The organism is Pseudonocardia oceanicola, from assembly GCF_047200735.1.
Taxonomy (GTDB): Bacteria; Actinomycetota; Actinomycetes; order Mycobacteriales; family Pseudonocardiaceae; genus Pseudonocardia.
In genome coordinates, this window is the sequence record NZ_JBJZON010000015.1 from 82,556 (window position 1) to 105,267 (window position 22,712).

The 22,712-nt window shown below is 75.5% G+C and carries 21 protein-coding genes and 3 pseudogenes; 17 read left to right on the forward strand and 7 right to left on the reverse strand.

Annotation, left to right across the window (positions count from 1 at the left end; translation table 11 throughout):
* Positions 1 to 77 precede the first annotated feature (77 nt).
* The 5 genes from rplU (at position 78) to ACL02T_RS20890 (ending at position 4,856) form a co-directional block, all read left to right on the forward strand.
* The gene (gene rplU / locus ACL02T_RS20870) at positions 78 to 386 is read left to right on the forward strand and encodes a 50S ribosomal protein L21 (RefSeq protein ID WP_037043344.1); all 309 of its coding nucleotides are present in this window, start codon (positions 78 to 80) and stop codon (positions 384 to 386) included.
* Positions 387 to 399: 13 nt separating this feature from the next.
* Positions 400 to 657 (forward strand): 50S ribosomal protein L27, encoded by a 258-nt coding sequence (gene rpmA / locus ACL02T_RS20875; protein WP_037043345.1) that lies wholly within the window; start codon positions 400 to 402, stop codon positions 655 to 657.
* Between the two features lie 109 nt (positions 658 to 766).
* Positions 767 to 2,368: a GTPase ObgE gene (gene obgE / locus ACL02T_RS20880; RefSeq protein WP_412832406.1), complete on the forward strand. Its 1,602-nt coding sequence runs from the start codon at positions 767 to 769 to the stop codon at positions 2,366 to 2,368.
* A 124-nt stretch (positions 2,369 to 2,492) separates the two neighbouring features.
* Positions 2,493 to 3,605, forward strand: coding sequence for a glutamate 5-kinase (proB, locus tag ACL02T_RS20885; RefSeq protein WP_412832407.1), 1,113 nt, complete (start codon positions 2,493 to 2,495; stop codon positions 3,603 to 3,605).
* A gap of 60 nt (positions 3,606 to 3,665) precedes the next feature.
* Positions 3,666 to 4,856, forward strand: a complete 1,191-nt coding sequence (locus ACL02T_RS20890; RefSeq protein WP_412832408.1) for a methyltransferase domain-containing protein — start codon at positions 3,666 to 3,668, stop codon at positions 4,854 to 4,856.
* On the opposite strand, the pseudogene ACL02T_RS20895 reads toward ACL02T_RS20890, so the two are convergent.
* Positions 4,849 to 5,064: pseudogene (locus tag ACL02T_RS20895) on the reverse strand (nitroreductase/quinone reductase family protein); the annotation flags it as partial. The gene ACL02T_RS20890 and the pseudogene ACL02T_RS20895 sit on opposite strands and share 8 nt — an antisense overlap.
* Positions 5,065 to 5,111: 47 nt before the next feature.
* Here ACL02T_RS20895 and ACL02T_RS20900 point away from each other — a divergent pair.
* Positions 5,112 to 5,426 carry a hypothetical protein gene (locus ACL02T_RS20900; RefSeq protein WP_412832409.1) on the forward strand — a complete coding sequence of 105 codons (315 nt, stop codon included), beginning with the start codon at positions 5,112 to 5,114 and terminating at the stop codon, positions 5,424 to 5,426.
* A gap of 76 nt (positions 5,427 to 5,502) precedes the next feature.
* On the opposite strand, the gene ACL02T_RS20905 is transcribed toward ACL02T_RS20900, so the two are convergent.
* Positions 5,503 to 5,958, reverse strand: coding sequence for a DUF6918 family protein (locus ACL02T_RS20905; protein WP_412832410.1), 456 nt, complete (start codon positions 5,956 to 5,958; stop codon positions 5,503 to 5,505).
* A gap of 139 nt (positions 5,959 to 6,097) precedes the next feature.
* Positions 6,098 to 8,191 (reverse strand): RecQ family ATP-dependent DNA helicase, encoded by a 2,094-nt coding sequence (locus tag ACL02T_RS20910; protein WP_412832411.1) that lies wholly within the window; start codon positions 8,189 to 8,191, stop codon positions 6,098 to 6,100.
* 151 nt (positions 8,192 to 8,342) lie between these two features.
* On the opposite strand from ACL02T_RS20910, the gene ACL02T_RS20915 reads away from it, so the two are divergent.
* Both ACL02T_RS20915 and ACL02T_RS20920 read left to right on the forward strand, forming a co-directional pair.
* Positions 8,343 to 9,227 carry an AAA family ATPase gene (locus ACL02T_RS20915; RefSeq protein WP_412832412.1) on the forward strand — a complete coding sequence of 295 codons (885 nt, stop codon included), beginning with the start codon at positions 8,343 to 8,345 and terminating at the stop codon, positions 9,225 to 9,227.
* Between the two features lie 23 nt (positions 9,228 to 9,250).
* Entirely contained in the window at positions 9,251 to 10,681 is a 1,431-nt protein-coding gene (locus ACL02T_RS20920) for a vWA domain-containing protein (RefSeq protein ID WP_412832413.1), read from the forward strand.
* Positions 10,682 to 10,726: 45 nt separating this feature from the next.
* Here the strand turns inward: ACL02T_RS20920 and ACL02T_RS20925 are convergent, their stop codons facing one another.
* The gene (locus ACL02T_RS20925) at positions 10,727 to 11,566 is read right to left on the reverse strand and encodes a S41 family peptidase (RefSeq protein ID WP_412832414.1); all 840 of its coding nucleotides are present in this window, start codon (positions 11,564 to 11,566) and stop codon (positions 10,727 to 10,729) included.
* A gap of 96 nt (positions 11,567 to 11,662) precedes the next feature.
* Here ACL02T_RS20925 and ACL02T_RS20930 point away from each other — a divergent pair, with 96 nt between their 5' ends.
* Complete coding sequence (locus ACL02T_RS20930; protein WP_412832415.1) at positions 11,663 to 12,676, forward strand: iron-siderophore ABC transporter substrate-binding protein; 1,014 nt, start codon at positions 11,663 to 11,665, stop codon at positions 12,674 to 12,676.
* An 11-nt stretch (positions 12,677 to 12,687) separates the two neighbouring features.
* Here ACL02T_RS20930 and ACL02T_RS20935 read toward each other — a convergent pair whose 3' ends face one another.
* The 3 genes and pseudogenes from ACL02T_RS20935 to ACL02T_RS20945 all read right to left on the reverse strand — a co-directional run.
* Positions 12,688 to 13,872: an MFS transporter gene (locus tag ACL02T_RS20935; protein WP_412832416.1), complete on the reverse strand. Its 1,185-nt coding sequence runs from the start codon at positions 13,870 to 13,872 to the stop codon at positions 12,688 to 12,690.
* 60 nt (positions 13,873 to 13,932) lie between these two features.
* Positions 13,933 to 14,097 (reverse strand): hypothetical protein, encoded by a 165-nt coding sequence (locus ACL02T_RS20940; RefSeq protein WP_412832417.1) that lies wholly within the window; start codon positions 14,095 to 14,097, stop codon positions 13,933 to 13,935.
* A 24-nt stretch (positions 14,098 to 14,121) separates the two neighbouring features.
* A pseudogene (locus ACL02T_RS20945) lies at positions 14,122 to 14,295 on the reverse strand (hypothetical protein); the annotation flags it as partial.
* Between the two features lie 49 nt (positions 14,296 to 14,344).
* On the opposite strand from ACL02T_RS20945, the gene ACL02T_RS20950 reads away from it, so the two are divergent.
* The 8 genes and pseudogenes from ACL02T_RS20950 to ACL02T_RS20985 form a co-directional block, all read left to right on the forward strand.
* Positions 14,345 to 14,980 (forward strand): alpha-ketoglutarate-dependent dioxygenase AlkB, encoded by a 636-nt coding sequence (locus tag ACL02T_RS20950; RefSeq protein WP_412832418.1) that lies wholly within the window; start codon positions 14,345 to 14,347, stop codon positions 14,978 to 14,980.
* Positions 14,981 to 15,285: 305 nt separating this feature from the next.
* Complete coding sequence (gene nadD / locus ACL02T_RS20955) at positions 15,286 to 15,900, forward strand: nicotinate-nucleotide adenylyltransferase (protein ID WP_412832419.1); 615 nt, start codon at positions 15,286 to 15,288, stop codon at positions 15,898 to 15,900.
* A 75-nt stretch (positions 15,901 to 15,975) separates the two neighbouring features.
* On the forward strand, positions 15,976 to 16,362 hold the full coding sequence (gene rsfS / locus ACL02T_RS20960) for a ribosome silencing factor (protein ID WP_412832420.1): 387 nt from the start codon (positions 15,976 to 15,978) through the stop codon (positions 16,360 to 16,362).
* Entirely contained in the window at positions 16,359 to 16,985 is a 627-nt protein-coding gene (locus tag ACL02T_RS20965) for a histidine phosphatase family protein (RefSeq protein WP_412832421.1), read from the forward strand. The genes rsfS and ACL02T_RS20965 overlap by 4 nt, the downstream gene beginning before the upstream one ends.
* Entirely contained in the window at positions 16,972 to 17,793 is an 822-nt protein-coding gene (gene octT / locus ACL02T_RS20970; RefSeq protein WP_412832422.1) for a diglucosylglycerate octanoyltransferase, read from the forward strand. The genes ACL02T_RS20965 and octT overlap by 14 nt, the downstream gene beginning before the upstream one ends.
* Positions 17,794 to 18,017: 224 nt before the next feature.
* Positions 18,018 to 18,851, forward strand: coding sequence for a DegV family protein (locus ACL02T_RS20975; RefSeq protein ID WP_412832502.1), 834 nt, complete (start codon positions 18,018 to 18,020; stop codon positions 18,849 to 18,851).
* A 282-nt stretch (positions 18,852 to 19,133) separates the two neighbouring features.
* Entirely contained in the window at positions 19,134 to 20,270 is a 1,137-nt protein-coding gene (locus ACL02T_RS20980; protein ID WP_412832423.1) for a ComEA family DNA-binding protein, read from the forward strand.
* Positions 20,271 to 20,428: 158 nt separating this feature from the next.
* Positions 20,429 to 22,411 (forward strand): annotated as a pseudogene (locus ACL02T_RS20985) (ComEC/Rec2 family competence protein); the annotation flags it as partial.
* Between the last annotated feature and the right edge of the window lie 301 nt (positions 22,412 to 22,712).

The window sequence follows — 22,712 nt, forward strand, 5'->3', positions numbered from 1 at the left end:
GTGCGCACCGTCCCCCGTTCTTCGGGGGCCGGGTGCCCATGAGTCCCCCCGAGAGTTTCAGGAGTCGTGCGTCAACGATGTACGCGATCGTCAAGACCGGCGGTAAGCAGTACAAGGTGGCCGTCGACGACGTGCTCACCGTCGAGAAGATCGACGGTGAGCCCGGCGCCGAGATCAGCCTGCCCGCCGTGCTGCTCGTGGACGGCGACAAGCTGACCACGGATGTGGATGCGCTGGCCAAGGCCTCGGTGACCGCCACGGTCGTCGAGCACACCAAGGGCCCGAAGATCCGCATTCACAAGTTCAAGAACAAGACCGGGTACCACAAGCGGCAGGGCCACCGGCAGCCGCTGACCAAGGTCCAGGTCACCGGCATCAGCGCGTAAGGAGACCTGCGCCATGGCTCACAAGAAGGGTGCGTCCAGCTCCCGCAACGGGCGCGACTCGAACGCTCAGCGGCTGGGCGTCAAGCGGTTCGGCGGTCAGACCGTCAACGCCGGCGAGATCCTGATCCGCCAGCGCGGTACCAAGTTCCACCCGGGCGACGGTGTCGGCCGCGGCGGCGACGACACGCTGTTCGCGCTCGTCGAGGGCGCCGTCCAGTTCGGCCACAAGCGCGGCCGCAAGGTCGTCAACGTGGTGCCGGTCGAGGCCTGAGGCCGACCACCCACAGGCAGTTCGCGAGCGGCGGGCCCCGGGCTGGGGTCCGCCGCTCGTGCTGTCTCGGCGGTCCGCCGCCGGGGCGCGTGTAGAGGAGTAGCCAGACATGTCGCGGTTCGTCGACCGGGTCGTCGTGCACGCCACCGCGGGGGCGGGCGGCAACGGCTGCGCGTCGATCCATCGCGAGAAGTTCAAGCCGCTCGGCGGCCCCGACGGGGGCAACGGCGGCCGCGGCGGCTCGGTGGTGCTCGTCGTCGACCCGGGTGTGCACACCCTGCTCGACTTCCACCACCGCCCGCACGCCGTCGCCAAGAACGGCAAGCAGGGCCAGGGCGGGTTCCGGGCCGGCGCCAACGCCGAGGACCTCGAACTGCGCGTGCCGGACGGCACGGTGGTCTTCGACCGGCGCGGCCAGATCGTCGCCGACCTGGTCGGCCCGGGTACCCGGTTCGTCGCCGCCGAGGGCGGTCGCGGCGGGCTCGGCAACGCCGCGCTGGCCTCGCAGGCACGGAAGGCACCCGGGTTCGCGCTGCTCGGCGAGCCGGGGGAGGCCCGCGACCTCACCCTCGAGCTTCGCTCCATGGCCGACGTCGGCCTCGTCGGCTTCCCCTCTGCGGGCAAGTCGTCGCTCGTCGCGGCCCTGTCCGCGGCCCGCCCGAAGATCGCGGACTACCCGTTCACCACCCTCGTCCCGCAGCTCGGGGTGGTCACCGCCGGCGGTGGATCCGACAGCGAGGTCTTCACGGTCGCCGACGTCCCCGGCCTCATCCCCGGCGCCTCCGAGGGCCGCGGGCTGGGTCTGGACTTCCTGCGGCACATCGAGCGCTGCTCGGTGCTCGTGCACGTGGTCGACTGCGCCACCTTCGAGCCCGGCCGGGATCCCGTCGCGGACGTGCAGGCCCTCGAGGACGAGCTCGCCCGCTACACCCCGGCGCTCGGCGGCGACCTCGCCGACCGTCCTCGACTGATCGCGCTGAACAAGATCGACGTGCCCGATGCGGCGGACATGGTCGAGATCGTCACGGCGGACCTGCGGGAGCGCTTCGGCTGGCCGATCTTCCCGATCTCCACCGCCAGCCGGAAGGGCCTGCGCGAGCTGTCCTTCGCCATGGGCGAGCAGGTCGCGGCGTACCGGGCCGCGCAGCCGGTGGTCGAGTCCACCCGGATCGTCCTGCGCCCGCAGGCGGTCGACGAGGCCGGGTTCACCGTCGAGCCGGACCCGCAGCTCGAGGGGGGGTTCCTCGTGCGCGGGGCCCGGCCCGAGCGCTGGATCCGGCAGACGAACTTCGACAACGACGAGGCCGTCGGCTACCTCGGCGACCGGCTCGCCCGGCTCGGCGTGGAGGATGCTCTGGCCGAGGCCGGCGCCGTCCCGGGGTGTCCGGTCACCATCGGCGACGTCACCTTCGACTGGCAGCCCAGCACCCCGGCCGGGGTCGCCCGGGTCATGTCCGGCCGCGGCACGGACGCCCGCGTCGAGGGCGGGGGCGTCCGGGTGTCGGCCGCCGAGCGGAAGCTCGCCAAGCTGGCCCGCCGGCGGCACCTCACGGACGCCGAGCTGGCCGCGGGCGCGAGCTACGCCCACGAGGCCCGCTGGACCAACGACGCGGCCGACCCCGACGAGCTCGACGACGAGGAGCTGTTCGAGCTGCCGGACGACGAGCTCGAGGTCTGGGCCGACTCCGACGAGAAGGACGATCCCCGATGACGTCCTCCGCGAGTCGCGGTCTCGGCTTCGGTGAGTCGCGCGCAGGGGGCCACGGCGTGGCGCCGTGCGCGAAGCCCACAGCCCGACTCACCGAAGCCGAGGGCGCGACTCGCGGGAGGGTTCGGTGACCGACACCCGCCGCCTGCTCGGCGACGCCCGCCGGGTCGTCGTCAAGGTCGGGTCGTCGTCGTTGACCAGCCTCGCCGGCGGGCTCGATCCCGCCCGCCTGCACCGGCTGGTCGACGCCCTGGCGGCCCGGCGGGCGGCCGGCTCCCAGGTCGTGCTGGTCAGTTCGGGCGCCATCGCGGCCGGACTCGCCCCCCTCGGACTCGCCCGCCGGCCCCGGGACCTGGCCACGCAGCAGGCCGCGGCGAGCGTGGGACAGCTGCAGCTCGCGCATGCCTACTCGGCCTCGTTCCTGCGCCACGACCAGCGGATCGGGCAGGTCCTGCTCACCGCGGACGACATGATCCGCCGCTCGCACTACCGCAACGCCCAGCGCACCTTCGAGCGGCTGCTGGGTCTCGACGTGATCCCCGTCGTCAACGAGAACGACACGGTCGCCACGGACGAGATCCGCGTGGGCGACAACGACCGGCTCGCCGCCCTGGTCGCGCACATCGTCGGTGCCGACGCACTGGTCCTGCTCTCGGACGTCGACGGGCTCTACGACGGCGATCCCCGCCGCCCGGGCTCCACCCTGCTCGCCGAGGTGGACAGCCCCGCCGACCTCGAGGCCGTCAGCGTGGCGAAGCCCGGCTCGGGCGGCCTCGGCACCGGCGGGATGGGCACGAAGATCACCGCGGCGGCGACGGCCTCGGCCGCCGGCATCCCGGTCCTGCTCGCCGCCGCCGACGAGGTGGCCGACGCCCTCGACACGGACGGACCGAAGGTGGGCACGGCGTTCCGGGCGTCGGGCCGGCGGATGTCCGCGCGGCTGTTCTGGATGAAGCACGCGGCGGACGTCCGGGGCCGCCTGGACCTCGACCCGGGCGCCGTCACCGCCGTCGTCGAGCGGCGCCGGTCGCTGCTCGCGCCGGGGGTGCACGGCCTCGACGGCGACTTCGTCTCGGGTGACGTGGTCGACCTGGTCGGGCCGCAGGGCATCGTGGTCGCCCGGGGCGTGGTGAACTACGACGCCGCCGAGCTGCCCGGCATCATCGGGCGGCGCTCCAGCGACCTGCCCCGCCACTACCGCCGCGAGATCGTGCACGCGGACGACCTCGTCGTCCTGTAGCGCCGGTCCCGCAGGGCCGGGACGGGTGCGTCCGGCCCGCGGCCGGGGCAGACTCACCGGATGACCGACCCGGCGACCGACCCCACGCGCGCCCGCGCGCGGCTGGTGAGGGGGCTGCGGGCCCACGGGTGTGCCATCACGCCGGCGGTCGCCGAGGCCTTCCTGGCCGTACCGCGGCACCTGTTCCTGCCGGACCTCCCGATCGCCGACGCGTACGCCGACGAGGCCGTGCCCACGCAGGTCGTCGACGGGATCGCGACCAGCTCGGCGTCGCAGCCGTCCATGATGGCGATCATGCTCGAGCAGCTCGCGCCGAGGACGGGCGACCGGGTGCTGGAGATCGGGGCCGGCACCGGGTACAACGCCGCCCTGCTCAGCCGGCTCGTCGGGCCGTCCGGGCGGGTGGTGTCCGTCGACATCGACGCGGAGCTGGTCGAGCGGGCCGCGGGGCACCTCGAGCAGGCCGGCGTCACGGGCGTCGACCTGCGCGTCGGCGACGGCGCGCTGGGTGTGCCCGACGCCGCCCCCTACGACCGGATCGTGCTCACCGTCGGCAGCTGGGACGTCCGGCCCGAGTGGGTGGCCCAGCTCGCGCCGGGCGGGCGGCTGCTGCTGCCGCTGACGGTGCGGGGCAGCCAGCTCTCGGTGGCCTTCGACCTGCGGCCCGACGGCGTGCTGGAGAGCCGCTCGGTGCGCAGCTGCGCGTTCATCCGGCTGCGCGGCGCCGGTGCCGGGCCGGAGGCGATCGAACCGGTGGCGCCGGGCTGGGCCGCGCAGGTACCGGAGGGCACGCACCCCGATCTCGACTCGGTCGCCGCGCTGCTCCAGGAGCCCCGCAAGCTGCACCGCTCCCTCGGGACCCTCGACCGCGCGGACGTCTGGGACGGGCTCGGCCTGTGGCTCATGCTCACCGTTCCCGGCGCACTACGGCTGCTGACCGGCGACGCCGAGGACCCGCCCGGGTACTGGCTGGTCCCGACCGGGCAGGGCCGGGCCACCGTGGCGGTCGTGGTGCCGGGCGGGCTCGCCGCGTTGGTCACCGAGCCCGCGGGCGTGCGCGCCTTCGGGCCCGAGGGCGAGTCGGCGGTCCGGCTGTTGCGGGCCGGTGTCGACGCCTGGCAGACGGCCGGCCGCCCGCACGCCGCGGACCTGCGGATCCTCGCCGCGCCCGCCGGGGCGGCGCTGCCCGGCGAGGGCGCGGTCGTCGAGAAGGAGCTCAGCCGGCTGGTGGTGGCACCGGTACCAACCTGAGGAACCAGGCCGGGTGCCGGTCGTCGCCGCCGCGCGAGGCGACCACCACGAGCGTGTCGCCCTCCGCCAGCGGCGCGGTCAGCAGGACCGAGCGTGGTTCGCCGCTGCGCCGCCCGAGCGTGGTCAGTTCCAGGAGGGGCATCCCGCCGGCGTCGTGGCCGACGCGGCCGCCGGTCGCTCTCAGGAGGAGGCGGTGCGCGGCGTTCATGCTTCGCCAGGGGTAACGGCGGCCGGAAGCGGGGCGAGCCCCCGGGCATGGACGTCGGGGACAGCAGTCGGCAGCACGGGGGCGTGGTCCTGGAGCCGCCCACGGACCGGTGGACGACCGGGCCGGTCCGTGCGCGGCGTCCGTGGACCCCGCCTCCCGCGCCCTCGCCGCTCGCCACCGAGGACGTGCTGCGGATCCGGCGGGCGGTGGCGGTGGCCCTGGACCGCTATCCGGGACCGATCGGCCGGCTGATCGCCGCGGAGCTGCTCGACTACGCCGACCAGGGCTGGCGCGGGGACCTGGAGGGACTCTCGGAGCGGCTGGTCGCCGACCTGCTCGGCGGCGCGGAGGCGCAGCACTGAGCCTCGCCGCGCCCGGCACCAGGGAAGGACGGGCCGGGGCGGCGACGTCGGCGCCCCGGGCGCCGACGGGGCCGGCTCAGGCGCCGGCGGACGCGGCGTGCCTGTCGATCAGGGTGCCGAGGCGGGGGAGGGCCTCCTCGACGTTCTTGCGGGCGTTCGGCCGCAGCTTGGCGTAGGCCTTCCTCAGTGCGTCCGAGCTGGAGCTCTCGGCCCGCCGGTCGGTGACGCCGAGGAGTGCATCGGCGGCATCGGGGCGGCCGGCCAGGTAGGCGCCGAAGTCGCTGCCGGCGGCGGCTCTGTAGTCGGCGTAGAAGGGCTGCAGTGCGCCGGCGAACTGGGGGAGCATGCGGTCGACGGCCGCCGGCACGACACCGGGCCGGATCTTCGACACGGTCTGATAGCCGAGCTTCACGGCGGCGCCGGACATGCCGCCCTTCTCCTTCACCTCCTGCCCGACGAGCTCGTTCAGGTCGGCGACGACGGCGGGCCGCCGGGCGGGGTCGGTGAGGATGGTCTCGAGGGTCTGCGTCACAGGGCTCGTCCTCTCTCGCGGGGAGTGCGAGGCCGGAAGGTATTACACCGGTGTCATTCACCCGGACGGGCCCCGTGAGGGAGCGGCCACGGAGGGTGCGGTAGAAGCCGGACAACGCTCTGGGAGCCGGCCCCGCGGGTCAGCCCGCCAGAGCCAGGGCGAGGGGCAGGACGGCGGGCGCCCCGGCCCGGCGGACGGCGCGGACCGCGACGGTCATCGTCCAGCCCGAGTCGACCAGGTCGTCGACCAGCAGGACCGGCCCGTCGAGCCCGGACAGGTCGGGCAGCGCGGCGAAGTCGAAGCCCTCCCACACCGCGGCCAGCCGTTGGGCGGAGTTCTCGTGGGTGCCGGGTCGCTCGCCGGCCGGGGGCAGGGTGCCGACCAGCGGCAGCCGCCCGATCTCGGCGATGCGCCGGGCGAGGTGCTCGAGCTGGTGCGGGCGGGCGCGCGACCCGATCCCGACGACCCCGACCGGCCGCCGGGCCCAATCCCACCCCGCGAGCACGCGCACCACGGCGTCGAGCAGGTCCGACGGCACAGGCTGGTCCGGCCCGGCCAGCAGCTCGCGCAGCCGCGTGCCCCAGCCGATGTCCGACAGCCGCCCGACCGCACGACCGGGCTCGGCCAGCTCGTCGGCCTTCAGTCGCCCGGACGCCGGGATCCCCAGCTCCTTCATCCCGCTCGGCCACATCTTGCGCGGCGCGACCTCCACACCCGGCTTCTGCAGCCGCTCGGCCGCAGCCGCGGACACCTCCGCCGAGACCTCGGGCGACCAGACGGTGCCGCGGCAGACGTCGCAGCGCCCGCACGGGGTGGGATCGGGGTCGTCGAGCTGGCGGCGCAGGAAGACCAGCCGGCATTCGTCCGTCGTGAGGTAGTCGAGCATCGCCTGCTGCTCGGCCTTGCGTGCGGCCGCGATCCGCTGGTGCCGCTCCCGGTCGTACACCCATTCGGCCCCGGTGCCGATCCAGCCCCCCTTCACGCGCCGGGCCGCCCCGTCCGAGTCGAGGACCTTGAGCAGCATCTCCAGCCGGGTGCGGGACAGGTCGACGCGCGTCTCCAGCGCGGCGGTGGAGATCGGCTGGTCCGACAGGGCGGCCAGGGTCTGCCGCACCAGCGGCTCCGGCGGGAAGGCCAACGAGGCGAAGTACGCCCAGATCTCCCGGTCCTCCCGGCCGGGCAGGAGCACCACCTCGGCCCGGTCCAGCGCGCGGCCGGCCCGGCCGATCTGCTGGTAGTAGGCCACGGGGGAGGAGGGGGCGCCGAGGTGCACGACGAACCCCAGGTCCGGCTTGTCGAAGCCCATCCCGAGCGCGGAGGTGGCGATCAGCGCCTTCACCCGGTTGGCCAGCAGGTCGCCCTCGGCGTCGAGCCGCTCCTCCGCATCCGTCTTGCCGGTGTAGGCCCGCACCGCGTACCCGCGCTCGCGCAGGAACTCCGCGACCTCCTCCGCGGCCTGCACCGTGAGGGTGTACACGATGCCTGCGCCGGGCAGCTCCTCGAGCCGCGAGGCGAGCCAGGCCAGCCGCTCGGCCGGCGAGTCGATCGACACGACCGACAGGCGCAGCGACGCGCGGTCGAGCGAACCACGCAGCACCAGCGGACGGCCCGACCCGAGGCCGAGCTGCTCGGTCACGTCCGTGACCACCCGGTCGTTGGCCGTGGCCGTGGTGGCGAGCACCGGGATGCCCTCCGGGAGCTCGGCGATCAGGGCCCGCAGCCGCCGGTAGTCGGGGCGGAAGTCGTGCCCCCAGTCGGACACGCAGTGCGCCTCGTCGACCACGAGCATTCCCGCGGTGCGGGTCAGCTCGGGCAGCACACGGTCCCGGAAGTCCGGGTTGTTCAGCCGTTCGGGGCTGACGAGCAGCACGTCGACCTCACCGGCGGCGATCTCGGCGTAGGTCTGCTCCCACTCGTCGAGGTTCGCCGAGTTGACGGTGACGGCCACGATCCCGGCGCGGGTGGCCGCGTCGATCTGGTTGCGCATGAGCGCGAGGAGCGGCGAGACGATCACCGTGGGCCCCGCGCCCTGCTCCCGCAGCAGCGCCGTCGCCAGGAAGTAGACCGCCGACTTGCCCCAGCCGGTGCGCTGCACGACCAGTGCCCGCCGATGCTCGGCGACGAGGGCGTGGATCGCCCGCCACTGGTCCTCGCGCAGCCGGGCACCCTCGCCGGCGAGGGTCTGCAGCAGCTCCTCGGCGCGGGAGCGGAGATCGGGCTCCGTGGTCGTCATGCCCCCATCGTGGCGGCACCCCCCGACAGAACGGGACGGGCCCCGCGGATCCGGTGCGCGGGACCGGGGGGCGCGGTGTGACGCACCACTCACCCCTACTGAACGTCCGATCGGCGCCACGGCTGGGCGGGGCCCCCACCCACAAGGCAGGATGATCCGGGTGAAGGCCACCCAGTCACCGCTGTTCGGTTCGGTCGACGAGGTCACCGAGCGCCTCGAGGGCGTCGGCTACCTCGCCTCGACGGCCGTCGCGACGACCGTGTACCTCGCCGACCGGCTCGGCAAGCCGCTCCTCGTGGAGGGCCCCGCCGGCGTCGGCAAGACCGAGCTGGCGAAGGCGGTCGCCGCCTCGACCGGCTCCGGACTGGTGCGGCTGCAGTGTTACGAGGGCATCGACGAGGCGCGCGCGCTCTACGAGTGGAACCACGCCAAGCAGCTGCTGCGCATCACCGCCGGCCAGGGACACGAGAGCTGGGACGCCACCCGGGACGACGTGTTCTCCGAGGAGTTCCTGCTCCCGCGGCCGCTGCTCACCGCGATCCGCCGGGAGGACCCGACGGTCCTGCTCATCGACGAGATGGACAAGGCGGACGTCGAGGTCGAGGGCCTGCTGCTGGAGGTCCTGTCGGACTACCAGGTCTCGATCCCCGAGATGGGCACGGTGACCGCGAGCCGCCGGCCGTTCGCCCTGCTGACCTCGAACTCCACCCGCGAGCTGTCCGAGGCGCTCAAGCGCCGCTGCCTGTTCCTGCACCTCGACTTCCCCGACCCGGACCTCGAGCGCCGGATCGTGCTGACCCGGGTGCCGGAGCTGCCGCAGGCGCTGGCCGACACCTTGGTGCGGACCGTCCGGGTGCTGCGGGCGATGGAGCTGCGCAAGGTCCCGTCGGTCGCCGAGACCATCGACTGGGGCCGCACGCTGCTGGCCCTCGGCCTCGACACGCTCGACGACGACGCCGTCCGGCAGACCCTGGGCGTCGTCCTCAAGCACCAGTCCGACCAGGTCAAGGCGAGCGCGGAACTGCGCCTCAACTGAGCGACCGGAGCGAGGAGAGCCCGATGACCGTCACGACGCCCGAGCACGGGCTGCCGGGTCACCTGGTCGACTTCGTGGGCGCGTTGCGCCGGCACGGCGTGGCGGTCGGGCCGGGTGAGACGGTCGACGCGGCCGAGGTCGTCGGCGCGCTCGACCTGCTGCGCCGGCGTGAGCTGCGCGAGGGGCTCGCAGCGGCGCTGCTGCGCCGCTCCGGGCAGCGCGAGGTCTTCGACACCCTCTTCGACCTGTACTTCCCGCCGGCCCTCGGTGTGGGGGCCCAGGACATGGAGGTGCCCCGCGCGGAGACGGACGACGGGTCGCAGGGCCCGGTCGACGTCGACGCCCTGCGCGACCTCCTCGCCGACCTGCTGCTCGCCGGCGACGAGGAGGCACTCCGGGAGCTGGCCCGCGCGGCCGTCGACGCGCTCGGCACCGCCGGGGCCAGCGGCACCGGGGTCCAGGGCGTCAACGGCCAGCCCAGCTGGTCGGCGTACCAGGCCCTGCGGCTGATGTCGCCGGAGACGCTGCTCGCCCGGATCCTCGACGGGATGCGCCAGGACGGCGACCCGACGGACGACTTCACCGACGAGGTCCGCCGCCGCGAGATCCGCGACCGCATCGCCCGGTTCCGCAAGATGGTGCAGGACGAGGTGCGGCGCCGGACCGCGGAGCAGCGCGGCCGCGACCAGGTGGCCAAGACCGCGGTGCCCAAGCAGGCCGAGCAGGTCGAGTTCCTCTCCGCCTACGCCGAGCAGCTCACGCAGCTCCGCCGCACCGTGCACCCACTGGCCCGGCGGCTCGCCAGCCGGCTCGCGGTGCGCCGCAAGCACGCCAGGCGCGGACAGCTGGACATGCGCCGCACCCTGCGCCGGTCCATGTCGACCGGCGGGGTGCCGATGAAACCGGCCTACCGGACCCGCCGGCCGGGGCGCCCGGAGCTGGTGGTCCTCTGCGACGTCTCCGGTTCGGTCGCCGGCTTCTCGCACTTCACGCTGCTGCTGGTGCAGGCGCTGCGCGAGCAGTTCTCGAAGGTCCGGGTGTTCGCCTTCGTCGAGAGGACGGACGAGGTCACGCACTTGTTCGAGCCCGGCGCGGAGCTGTCCGGGGTGATGGCGCGGGTGCTGCGCGAGGCCGACCTCACGGCTTTCGACGGGCACTCGGACTACGGGCACGCGCTCGGCAGCTTCGCCGAGTTCTGGGGCGAGGCGATCACCTCGAAGACCTCGCTGCTGATCCTCGGCGACGCCCGGACCAACTACCGCGACCCCAACCTCGCCGTGCTGCGCCGGCTCACCGGGCAGGCCCGGCACGCGCACTGGCTCAACCCGGAACCGAAGCGGCAGTGGGGGACCGGCGACTCCGCGGCCCACCGCTACGCCGACGTCCTGCCGATGCACGAGTGCCGCACCGTCGGCCAGCTCGCCGACGTCGTCGAGGCCCTCCTGCCCGTCTGACCCCTGCTCGGGAGTGGCGATGGTCGCCCTGGCGACCATCGCCACTCACAGGTCCCAGAGGGCCATGCTGAGCGGGTCGTCGCTCGGGACGTCGGGGGTGACGGGGCCGCCGTAGACCTGGCCGGTGCGATCGGCGAAGCGGCTGGTGGCGACCGTGAGCACCAGCCCGCCGGGCAGCGGCGCGGACTCGACGCCGGTGCTGAAGCCGAGGGTCGGCGCGCCGTAGGAGCGGGCGTCGGGGCGGCCCCGGAAGGCGACGGCCACGGCCTCGCCCGCGTTGGCCGTGTTCCCGTCCGTGAGCACGGAGACCGGCCCGTCCAGCGTCCCGGGCAGGCCTTGGAGCTGCGGGGTCGGGCCCCGGGACACCACGCCGTCGCGCACCGTCCACGGCGTGCGCCCGCCGCGGCGGTCCACGAACGCCCCGACCTCGCCCTCGCCGAGCAGTGGTGCCACGGCGGCGAGCAGCGGCCACGGCGACCCGCCGCCGGTGCCCCGCAGGTCCACGATCCAGCGCTCGGCGGTGCGCCCGTCGAGGGCCGCACGGGCGGCGTCGGCGTAGGCGACGGCGTCCCGCTCGGCGCAGGACGGGAGCACGACGACCGCGGCCTCGCCCTGCTCCTCCACGGTCAGCAGGTCCGGCGCCCCGGACGCCGGCCGGGTCCGGCGGACCCCGCCGTGCGGGCCGCCCGCCTGCCGGACCAGGTGGAACACCGTCAGCTCGAGCTGCTTCGGGTCGTCGAGCACGCCGAGGACCTCGTTCCGGGCGGCCGGCCAGTCGACCCGGTCGGCGTGCAGGGCGCGCCCCTCCATGAGGTCGAGCGCCGCGCTCACCATCTTCTCCGCGTTCTCCCTGGTCCTGCGTTCCCGCCTGCCGCGCCCGATCACCGGCCCAGTATGGCGTGCGCGGCGGGATGTCCGGTTCGGACGGAGGGAAGGTTAGGCTCACCGATGTCCGACCCTCACGAGATCCGGAGTCCGTCAGTGCCTGTACTGTCCCGTCGTTCCCTCGTCCGCTCCGCGGTCGGCCTCGCTGCACTGACCGTCGCCGGATGCGCCTCCGAGGGCGGTGCGGGCGCATCCGCCGCCGGCGGCGAGTTCCCCGTCACGATCTCCCACCGGCTCGGCACCACGACGATCGAGGCCGAGCCCACCCGCGTCGCCACGGTGAGCGCCGCGAACCAGGACGTGGCGATCGCGCTCGGGGTCGTGCCCGTCGCGATGCCGTTCGTCGACTACGGCGGTGACGCCGAGGGCGTGCTCCCGTGGGTCCGCGAGGCCCTGGCCGGCAAGCCGATGCCGCAGGTGGTCGGGCGGTCCCTGGAACCGATCGCGTTCGAGGAGGTCGCGGCCGCGCAGCCCGACCTGATCCTCGCCACCTACTCCGGCCTCACCCAGGACGAGTACGACACGCTCTCCCGGATCGCGCCCGTCGTCGCGTACCCCGACGCGCCGTACGCCACGAGCTGGCAGGAGCAGACCCGGATCGCCGGGCGGGCGCTGGGCCGCAGCACCCGGGCCGAGGAGCTCGTCGTGGTCACGCAGTCCCGGCTGGCGGCCGCCGCCGAGGAGTACCCGCAGCTCGCGGGGGCCACGTTCGCCTACACCGGCGGCATGGACGGCGGGCAGCTCGGCATCTTCCGGCCGACGGACGTCCGGGTCCGGCTGCTGGAGGACCTGGGCATGACCTCCGCACCCTTCGTCGAGCAGCACGCGCCCGCGGGCGACGCCGTGTACTACACGGTCAGCGCCGAGCTGGTCCCGCGGCTGCAGTCCGACCTGCTCGTCGGCTTCTTCGGCACCCCCGACCTCGACGCGGCGTTCCGCGCCGAGCCGGCCGTCCAGGCGATGCCTGCGGTGCAGGCGGGCGGCTACGCCCCGATCGTCGGCGCCGACCGGGTCGCGGCCAGCTCGTCGCCCTCGGTCCTGTCGATCCCGTGGGTGCTCGACGCCTACCTGCCGATCCTCGCCGAGGCGGCCACCCGCAGCCGCCGCTGAGAGCCGACGACTCACCAGCTGGGTTCGGGCTCGTCCCGCACCGGGGTGAGGGCGATCGCGGCGAGTGGTGCCGCCGCGGCGACCACGAACCCGAGCGCGTAGCCCGCGGCCCCGACGACCGCGCCGAGCGCCACCGGGGTCAGCGACGACACCACGTTCTGCCCGGTGTTCTGGATGCCGAGGGCCCGCCCGGACCAGGCCGCCCCGGCGATCTCGGCGACCGCGGTGAAGGCCAGCCCGTTGTCGGCGACGGTGACGACCCCGCCGACGGCCAGGGCGGCGACCGCCAGCCAGGGCGCCATCGCGTCGCCCAGGGCGAAGACCAGCAGGACGAGCATCGCGCCCACCGCGAGCCGGCGCATCGGCCGCAGCCGGGACCCGACCCGGTCCGACCACACGCCCGAGCCGATGCGGGAGAGCGCGCCCGCGATCTGGATCGCCGCCACGAACGCGCCCGCGCCGGTGGCGCTCCAGCCCTGCTGGCGCACCAGGTACTCCGTCGCGAACGCGCTGATCGCGAACTGGGGGACGACCAGCAGCGCGCTCGCGGCGTGCACCCGCCACAGCACCGGCGCCCCGTACGGGGAGCCCTCGCGCACGCCCTCGGGCCGCGGCGGACGCGCCGGGTCCGGTGCGAACGCGACCACCAGCAGCGCCGAGAGCAGGCAGAGCGCGGCGGGGACGATCAGCGCGCCGATCGCGCCGGTCCGCTCCGCCAGGCTCGGCAGGACCAGGCCGGCCAGCGCCACGCCGAGCGGCTGCGCGGTCTGCCGGATGCCCATCGCCAGCCCGCGTTCGGTCCGCGGGAACCAGCCCATGATCATGCGTCCGCTCGCGGCGAACACGCTGGCCGACGCCGCCCCGCCCAGGGCGAGCAGGCCCAGCACGCTCGTGTCCCCGGGGTGGGGCAGCAGTGCCACCGTGCCGACGACGAGGCCCGCCAGCAACAGCCCCGACGCCATCACCCTCCGCTCGCCGAACCGGTCCGCGGCCGCGCCCCATGCGATCAGCGTGAGCAGCAGTCCGGTGGTCGGCGCGGCCACGTAGGTGCCGGCGGCGGCGAGCGACAGGCCCATCGCGTCGCGCAGACCCGGCACCAGGAACGGGACGCCGTAGACGAACGCACAGGCCGAGGTCTGTGCGAGAACGCCGATCACGAGCACCACCCAGCGGCGGCGTGCAGGTGTGGTGGTCACGGGTGGACCGTACGCCGCTGTACCATTGGTTGGGAAACTTGTTCCGGATTATGGGATATCTCAGAGGGTCGCACAGATCTCGTACGGTCGACGCCGTGCGGCGTGGTCGTGCACGGCGGTGGTGAGGGCCGGCTCGTCCGCCCCGGTGTCGTCGACGAGTCGCTGCAGGGCGTCCTGCACGGTCGCCGCGCACGCGACGCCCCGCATCCCGTGGTGCTCGGGCACCCAGTAGCGGCGGTAGCCCAGGCCGTCGGCCAGGCGGGCGAGGTCGAGGGTGCGGTGCAGCGCCTCGGCGGCCGGTGGAGCCGGCGACGATCGGCGAGGTGTCCAGCACGGACAGCGGGACGGGCGGCAGTGCGGTCTCCCTTCGCGTGTCCCGACCCTCGCACGGCGACCTGATCCGGAGCGGGCGGAACGGCCGATCGAGCGACGTCACTCGAACCGATGTTCGACGAACGGTAGGGTCGGTGCCATGGGAGTGGACCTGGTGTGGCAGCCGTCCCTGTTCGGCGGGGGGTTCGAGGCGGGCGCGCCGGCCGTCGAGGTCGACCCGGGCTTCCACGGGCTGGTCCGCCACGAACTGGGCGCCGGGGCCTGGGTGGACCTGGCGCCCGGCTGGCTCCGCGGCGCGGACGAGCTGTTCGCCCGGCTGCTGGGGAGCACGCCGTGGGCGCAGCGGGACATCCGGATGTACGAGCGGGTGCTGCCCGAGCCGCGCCTCACCCACCGCTGGACCGTCGACCAGGGGCTCCCCGAGCCCGTGTTCGTCGAGGCCGCGCGGCTGCTGAGCGAGCGCTACGGCGAGGAGTTCACGCAGGTCGGCGCCAACCTCTACCGCGACGGCGCGGACAGTGTCGCCTGGCACGGCGACCGGGTGGCCCGGGAGAGGGACACCGCGCTCGTCGGGCTGATCTCGTTGGGCGGGGTGCGGCCCTTCCGGCTGCGGCCGCGCGGCGGCGGCGCCTCCGTCGGCTTCCTCCCCGGTCCCGGCGACCTGCTGGTGATGGGCGGGACCTGCCAGCGCACCTGGCAACACGGCGTGCCCAAGGTGCGCGCCGCCGCCGCCCGGATCAGCGTGCAGTTCCGGCACGCCTACGAGCGTCGCTGATCGCCGTCCGGGACCGTGCACGGCCACCTCCGGCCGCGTGCGGTCCGGACCGGCGATCACCAGGCCCTCCACGCGACCGCCCGGACCCGGAGGTCGGCACGATCGCGCGCGAGATCGTGCCGACCTCCGGGGCGGTCTGCAGTTCGACCTGCTCGGCACGGGTGACACGGCGGAGGTCGCCGAGGCGCACTCCACCGCCGCAGGGGCGTACGCCGAGCGGTGCGAGCGCGCCCGCGGCCGGGTGGTCGGCGCCGGGCCCCGCCCGGCGGGCTGAACGGGCCGCCGTGGCGGGATATCCTGCCGCGATGCAGCGCAAGATCGGGGTGATGGGCGGGACGTTCGACCCCATCCACCACGGCCACCTGGTGGCGGCCAGCGAGGTCGCCGACCGGTTCGCGCTCGACGAGGTCCTGTTCGTGCCGACCGGACAGCCGTGGCAGAAGTCGGCGCGGACGGTGAGTCGCGCCGAGGACCGGTACCTCATGACGGTCATCGCCACGGCGTCGAACCCCCGCTTCCACACCAGCCGGGTCGACATCGAGCGCGCGGGCCCGACCTACACCGCCGACACCCTCTCCGACATCCACGCCGCCCTGCCGGACGCCGAGCTGTACTTCATCACCGGGGCCGACGCCCTGTCCCAGATCCTGTCCTGGCGCAAGATCGACGAGCTGTTCACCCTGGCGCACTTCGTCGGCGTCACCCGCCCCGGCTACGAGCTGGCCGACGCGCACCTGCCGAAGGGCGCGGTCACGCTCGTCGAGGTGCCGGCCATGGCGATCTCGTCGACGGACTGCCGGGACCGGGTCGCCGCCGGCCGGCCGGTCTGGTACCTGGTGCCCGACGGGGTGGTCCAGTACATCTCCAAGCGTCGGCTCTACACCCCGGACGCACCCGCCGGGACCGGTATCCCGGCCTGAACCGGACCCGTCCCGCGCGGCCTGCGACACTGGAGCCGGCGAGGCCGACGTCCGGCCGTCGCGGAGGGAGGCCGAGTGACGGCAACGGCAGAGGCGGTGGAGATCGCCCGGGTGGCGGTGGCGGCCGCCGCGGACAAGCTGGCACAGGACATCGTCGTGCTCGACGTGTCCGGGCAGCTCGTCATCACCGACTGCTTCGTCCTCGCCTCGGCGCCCAACGAGCGGCAGGTCCAGGCGATCGTCGACGGGGTGGAGGAGAAACTCCGCGACCACGGCGTGAAGCCGACCCGTCGGGAGGGCACCCGCGAGGGGCGGTGGGTCCTGCTGGACTACACGGACGTCGTCGTGCACGTCCAGCACACCGAGGAGCGCGGGTTCTACGGGCTGGACCGGCTGTGGAAGGACTGCCCGGCCATCGACTTCCCCGAGGCCCGCACCAGCCCGCCCGAGGAGTCGGGGTGACGCTGCGCCGGGTCGTGCTGCTGCGGCACGGGCAGACGGACTACAACGTCGCCGGCCGCATGCAGGGGCACATCGACTCGCAGCTCACCGAGGAGGGGCGGGAGCAGGCGCTGCGGGCCGCCCCGGTGCTCGGCGCGATGCCCTTCGACCGGATCGTCAGCTCCGACCTGTCCCGTGCGGTCGACACCGCGAACACGATCGCGGACGTCCTCGGCCTGCCGGTCAAGCTCGACCCGCGGCTGCGCGAGACGCACCTCGGGGAATGGCAGGGCCGCCGGGTCGACGAGGTCGAGGTGGACTACCCGGGCCAGATCGCCGACTGGCGCGGCGACCCGCGGTGGACCCCGCCGGGCGGTGAGTCCCGGGTGGACGTCGTGCGGCGGTCGCTGCCCGTCGTCGACGAGATCGACGCCGACCTGGCCGAGGAGCCCGGCGCGCAGTCCCTGCTGATCGTGGCGCACGGCGGGATGATCGGCGGCCTGGTCTCCGGGCTGCTGGACCTGCCCGAGACCGTCTGGCCGATCATCGGCGGCATGGGCAACTGCAAGTGGGCCGTCGTCGCGCGGCGTGCGGACCACCCACGCTGGCGGCTGTCCGGCTACAACATCGGTGTCACCACCTGAGCTGCTGGTCCTGGGCGACTCGCTCGCGTTCCACGGCCCCGAGCGGGCCGAGCCCGCCGACCATCCGCGGATCTGGCCGCAGGTGGCGGCGACCGCGCTCGGCGGCCGTGTGGAGCTCGTCGCCGGGATCGGCTGGACCGCGCGGCACGCCTGGCACGCCCTGACCCACGATCCCCGGGTCTGGGCGGCGATGCCGCGGATCGACGCGCTGGTGCTCGGCGTGGGCGGGATGGACGCGCTGCCCTCGCCGCTGCCGACGGCGCTGCGGGAGCTGATCCCGGTCCTGCGGCCGGGTTCCCTGCGCGGTGGGGTGCGCGAGGTCTACCTGCGGGCCCAGCCGGGGCTGTCACGGGTGTTCGCGGCGCTGCCCGGCGGAGGTCCCGTCGCGCTGCCGCCCCGGCTGACGATCTCGTACCTGGAGCGGTGCCGCGTCGCGGTGACGGCGCTGCGGCCCGATGTCCCGGTCGTCGCGATGCTCCCCTCGGTGCACCGGGCCGCGGTCTACGGCGGCGCGCACGCCGGGCGGGCCGCGGCGGAGCGGGCCACCCGGACCTGGGCTGACGCGCACGGGGTGCGGGTGCTCGACGCGCCCACCCTGGTCGCCGGGCACGTCCTGGGCGGGCACGGCAACCCCGACGGGATGCACTGGGGCTGGGAGGCGCACCGGCGGGTGGGGGAGACCCTCGCCGAGCTGCTGCGGGGGGAGTGGGCCCGGCGGGCGCCGGAGGACGTGCCCGCGAGCGGTCCGCCGGTCGTGTCGTCCGGCGGCCACGGGCGGACGACCCGGCCGGCGGGGCTCCGCTCGTGACCGGCGCGGGAGGGCGGACCCGCTCGCGATCCGGCGGGCCGGTTGGAGATCGACTGCCGAGGTTCTAGGTTCGGTCCGTGCCCGACCCCTCGTCCGACACCGGGCTCGATCCGGGCCCCGCACCCGTGAACGAGCGATCCGACCTGGCGATCGCCGCGTCGTCCGCTCCGCCGACGGTCGGGCCTGCGGGGTCCGCGGGGCACCCCGAGGAGCCGGCCGGCCGAGTGGCGGTGGTGACCGACTCGACGGCCGACCTGCCGTCGTCCCTGGCCGGCGACGTCCGTGTCGTCCCCCTCGAGGTGCGGCTGGGCGACCGCGTCGTGCGCGACGGGGTCGACATCGGGCCCGGGGAGCTGAGCGCGGCGATCGCCGACCGGCGGCTCGACGTCCAGACCTCGCGGCCCACGCCCGAGGCGTTCGCCGAGATCTACCGCGAACTGCTCGCCGCGGGCGCGTCCGCGGTCGTCTCGGTGCACCTGTCCCGCGAGCTGTCGGGGACGTGGGACGCGGCCCGGTACGCCGCCGAGCAGGTCGATCCGGGCAGGATCCGGGTCGTCGACTCGCGCGCGATGGGGATGGGCCTGGGGTTCGCGGTCCTCGCCGCCGACCGCGCCGCGGCCGGCGGCGCCGAACCCGCCGAGGTCGAGGCCGCCGCGGCGGCCGTCGCCGCGCGGTGCCGGGTGATCTTCTGCGTGGACGAGCTCGACCGGCTCCGCCGCGGCGGCCGGATCGGGACCGCGGCCGCCGTGCTGGGCACGGTCCTCGCCGTCAAGCCGCTGCTGCACCTGGTCGACGGTCGGATCACGGCCCTCGAGAAGGTCCGCACCTCCGCCCGCGCCCAGCAGCGGCTCGTCGAGCACGCGGTCGCCGCCGCCGGTGCCGAGGCGGATGTCGCGGTACACCACCTCGGCGTCCCCGAGCGGGCGGAGGAGCTGGCGGACCGCCTCGCCGAGCGCCTGCCGGGCTCACCCCGCCCCGTGGTCTCCGAGATCAGTGCGGTCATCGGCGCCCACGTGGGCAACGGAGCGCTCGGGGTCGTGGTCGTGCCACGGGCGTAGGCCCCGGCCGGCGGTGGGCCCGGGCCGAGGTGGCCGGGAGGTACCGCGCCCGGTGGCCGCCCGAGCAGGACACCTGGGAGCGATCCTCGATGCCGCAGGTCGGCCTCGCCGACCGGAACCCGATGCGCACGGCGACAGACCCCGTCCCATTCTGCGCCGCGCGTCCGACGGCCTCGATCTCCACGGCCGCGCGGCCGCCGACCTGTCCCCACCCGGGTCCCGCCGTCCACAGGCGACGAACTCGTCCGGGCAGGCGCGCCCGCCGGACCTAGCGTCGCGGGTGTGACACGGAGCTCCCCGCACACCCGATCCGCGGCGCGGCTGTCCGCGCTGCTGGGGACGCCCGTGGGTCGCCCGTACCCCGCGAGCGGGATCGTCGGCGAGAACACTCGCGCGTCCCACCACCCGCCTCTCCCACCGGTCTCCCGCCCGGCGCTGCCGCGTCGAGCTGCGGCCGACGAGGATCCGCCCACCGTCCCGCTGCCCGTCTCCGCCGGTCCCGTGCCCGCGCCGGGCAGGCACCGCGCGGGTGGGCCCACGGGCAATCCGCACTTCGCCGCGCTGCTCGCCGGGATGGACGAGCCTGCCGTCGTCGGTGCCGCCCCCGGTGCCGCCCCCGGTGCCGCCGTCGGTGCCGCAGTCGATGCCGCAGTCGAGGACGACGCCGGGCCCGCGGACGAGTGGCCCGACGGAGCGCGCGGCTCCCACGACCCGGGCAGCCGGCCGGGCCGGCACGTGCGGGTCGCCGCCCGCTGGGTCCCGGCGGCGTGGCGCGGCTCCCGCCTGGACCCCGGCCGCGCCGGCGCGCTCGCCCTGGTCCTGGTCGCCGCGGTGGCAGCCGTCGTGGCGGCCGTCGGCGTGTGGAGCACCCGCCCGCGTCCCGAGCAGATCCCGCCGCTCCCCGCCGTGTCGCTGGACAGCGCGGCGGAGTCGAGCACGCGCAGCTCGGCGCCGCCGCCGACGGCCACCCCCACCGAGCTGGTCGTCAGCGTGACGGGAAAGGTCCGGCGGCCCGGCCTCGTGCGGGTGCCGGACGGGTCACGTGTGGCCGACGTCCTCGAGGCGGCGGGCGGCGCCCTGCCCGGAACCGATCTCGGCATCGTCAACCTGGCGCGGCGGGTGGCCGACGGGGAACAGGTGGCGGTCGGCGTGCCCGCTGCTCCCGACGCCGGCGGCACGCAGGCGGGCCCGGCACCGGCGGGGGGTGACGCCGGCGCGACCGTCGCGGGCAGGGTCGATCTGAACCGCGCGACGGTCGAGCAGCTCGACGGGCTGCCCGGTGTCGGTCCGGTCACCGCCCAGCGCATCCTCGACTGGCGCACCCGCAACGGCCGCTTCGCGCGGGTCGATCAGTTGCGCGAGGTGGAGGGTATCGGCGAGCGCCGGTTCGCGCAGCTCCGGGACCTGGTGACGGTGTGAGGACGCGGGAGGATCGCCGCGCGGTCGCCGAGGAACCGCGGGCCCGGCCGGACCTGCGACTCGTGCCCGCGGCCCTCGCCGCCTGGACGGCGGTGCTCTGCGCGGTGCTCGGCGGCCCGTTCGCCGCTCTCGCCGCGTGCGGCGTCGCCCTCGCCGCGATGGTCGCGACGACGCGGCGGCGGGTCTCCGGACGCACCCGCTCCGCCGCACTCGCGGCCGCCGGATGTGCCCTGGCGGTGGGCCTGCCCGCCGGCCTGGAGGCACTCCTGGTCCACGACCACCCGCTGCGTGCGGCCGCCGAGCGCGGATCGGCCGCGATCCTGCGCGTCACGCTGACCGACGACCCGCGTCCGCTGCGCGGTCCGGCCTACGGCGCCGACTTCGGCGCCGACCGGCTGCTGGTCGAGGCGGATCTGGAGAACGTGGCGGTCGGTGCGGGGGAGTGGCGGTCGGGCGGTCGCGTGCTGCTGCTGGCGCCCGCGGAGGGCTGGGGCGCCCTCCTCCCGGGGCAGACGGTCACCGTCGAGGGGCTGCTCCTGCCCGCCCAGCGCGCCGACCTCACCCTCGCGGTCCTGCGGGTCCGCGGGGCACCCGTGGCGGCGACCCCGCCGCCATGGTGGCAGACCGCGGCCGGCACGCTCCGGGACGGGCTGCGGCGGGCGGCAGCGGTCCTGCCGGAGGACTCCGCGGGCCTGCTGCCCGGGCTCGCGGTCGGCGACACCCGCGCGCAGACCACGGAGGTCGAGGAGGACTTCCGCGCCGCCGGCCTCACGCACCTCACGGCGGTCTCCGGCGCGAACCTCGCGATCGTCGGTGGTGCCGTGCTCGGGCTGCTCCGGCTGTTGCGGGCGGATCCGCGCCTCGCCGCGGCGCTGGCCGGGGCCGCCGTCCTCGCCTTCGTCGTGCTCGCACGGCCGTCACCCAGTGTCGTACGTGCCGCCGTGATGGGCGGCATCGTGCTGCTCGCGCTCGCCCTCGGGCGCGGCCGGTCCGCGGTCCCGGCCCTGGCGGCGGCGGTGCTCGTGCTGTTGGTGATCGACCCGGCGCTCGCGGTCGACGTCGGCTTCGCCCTGTCCGTCCTCGCGACGGCCGCGCTCGTCCTGGTCGCCCCCGGCTGGGCCGCCGCACTACAGAGGCGCGGTGTCCCCCAGGGCGTCGCGGAGATGCTCGCGGTCCCGGCGGCCGCGTGTGTCGCCACGGCTCCGCTGATCGCCGGTCTGAGCGGCCAGCTCAGCGTCGTCACCGTGCTGGCGAACCTGCTGGTGGTGCCGGCGGTCGCCCCGGCGACGGTCCTGGGGGTGCTCGCCGCCGTGGTCTCACCGCTGGCGCCCGGGGCGGCCACCGCGTGCGCGTGGCTCGCCGGGCCGGCGGTCGCGTGGCTCGTGCTGGTGGCCGACCGCGCCGCGGCCATCCCCGGAGCGGTGCTGCCCTGGCCCGAAGGCGTGGGGGGCGCGCTCCTGCTGGCCGGTGCGCTCCTGGTGCTGGTCGTGCTCCTCCGGTTCCGCCGCTCCCGCCTGTTCGTCCTCGCGGTCGTGATCGGTCTGGCGCTGGTCCTGGTGCCCACCCGCGTGATCCGCCCCGGCTGGCCGCCCCCGGACTGGGTCGTGGTCGCCTGCGACGTCGGCCAGGGCGACGCGCTCGTCCTCGCCACGGGCGTTCCCGGCCAGGCGGTCCTCGTCGACGTCGGTCCCGACGACGGCCCCACGGACGCCTGTCTGCGCCGCCTCGGCGTCGACGCGCTGGCGCTCGTGGTGGTCACGCACCTGCACGCCGACCACATGGGCGGTCTCGCGGGCGCGCTGCGCGGTCGGGCGGCCGGCGGGGTCGCACTGGGGCCGGCGCACGAGCCGGCCGGGGCCCTGCGGCGGATCGCGCAGCAGGCCGCGGAGGCCGGCGCGCCGGTGCTCGAGCTGACCGCGGGCCGGCGCCTCGCCTGGCCCGCGCTCACGCTCGACGTCCTGGCCCCGGAGCGCGCTCCCGAGTACGTCGACGGCGAGGACGGCACCGCCGTGAACAACACGTCCGTGGTGCTCCGCGCGACCACACCGGCCGGGCGCATCCTGCTGACCGGCGACGTGGAGCTCGACGCCCAGGCCGACCTCCTGCACAGCGGCGCGGACCTGCGGGCGGAGGTGCTCAAGGTGCCCCACCACGGCTCCCGCTCGACCAGCCCGGACTTCCTGCGGGCCGTCGCGCCGCGGGTCGCCCTCGTCAGCGTGGGTGCGGGCAACTCCTATCGGCACCCGAACCCGGGCCTGCTGGATCTCCTGACGGCGTCGGGGGCGGTCGTGCGGCGCACGGACCAGTCCGGCGACGTGGCCTTCACGCGCGACGACGAACTGGTCGCCCGCGGGGACCCGCTCCCGGCCCCGCGGCGCTCCCGCGGGGGCCGTCGCACCCGCCGCCGGACCGTCGGGACGACGACGGGCCCGGAGGAACGCG

Coding starts and splice junctions, on each gene's coding strand:
- rplU (WP_037043344.1), top strand. CDS start 78: ATGTACGCGATCGTCAAGACCGGCGGTAAGCAGTACAAGGTGGCCGTC.
- rpmA (WP_037043345.1), top strand. CDS start 400: ATGGCTCACAAGAAGGGTGCGTCCAGCTCCCGCAACGGGCGCGACTCG.
- obgE (WP_412832406.1), top strand. CDS start 767: ATGTCGCGGTTCGTCGACCGGGTCGTCGTGCACGCCACCGCGGGGGCG.
- ACL02T_RS20890 (WP_412832408.1), top strand. CDS start 3,666: ATGACCGACCCGGCGACCGACCCCACGCGCGCCCGCGCGCGGCTGGTG.
- ACL02T_RS20900 (WP_412832409.1), top strand. CDS start 5,112: ATGGACGTCGGGGACAGCAGTCGGCAGCACGGGGGCGTGGTCCTGGAG.
- ACL02T_RS20910 (WP_412832411.1), bottom strand. CDS start 8,191: ATGACGACCACGGAGCCCGATCTCCGCTCCCGCGCCGAGGAGCTGCTG.
- ACL02T_RS20915 (WP_412832412.1), top strand. CDS start 8,343: ATGATCCGGGTGAAGGCCACCCAGTCACCGCTGTTCGGTTCGGTCGAC.
- ACL02T_RS20920 (WP_412832413.1), top strand. CDS start 9,251: ATGACCGTCACGACGCCCGAGCACGGGCTGCCGGGTCACCTGGTCGAC.
- ACL02T_RS20950 (WP_412832418.1), top strand. CDS start 14,345: ATGGGAGTGGACCTGGTGTGGCAGCCGTCCCTGTTCGGCGGGGGGTTC.
- nadD (WP_412832419.1), top strand. CDS start 15,286: ATGCAGCGCAAGATCGGGGTGATGGGCGGGACGTTCGACCCCATCCAC.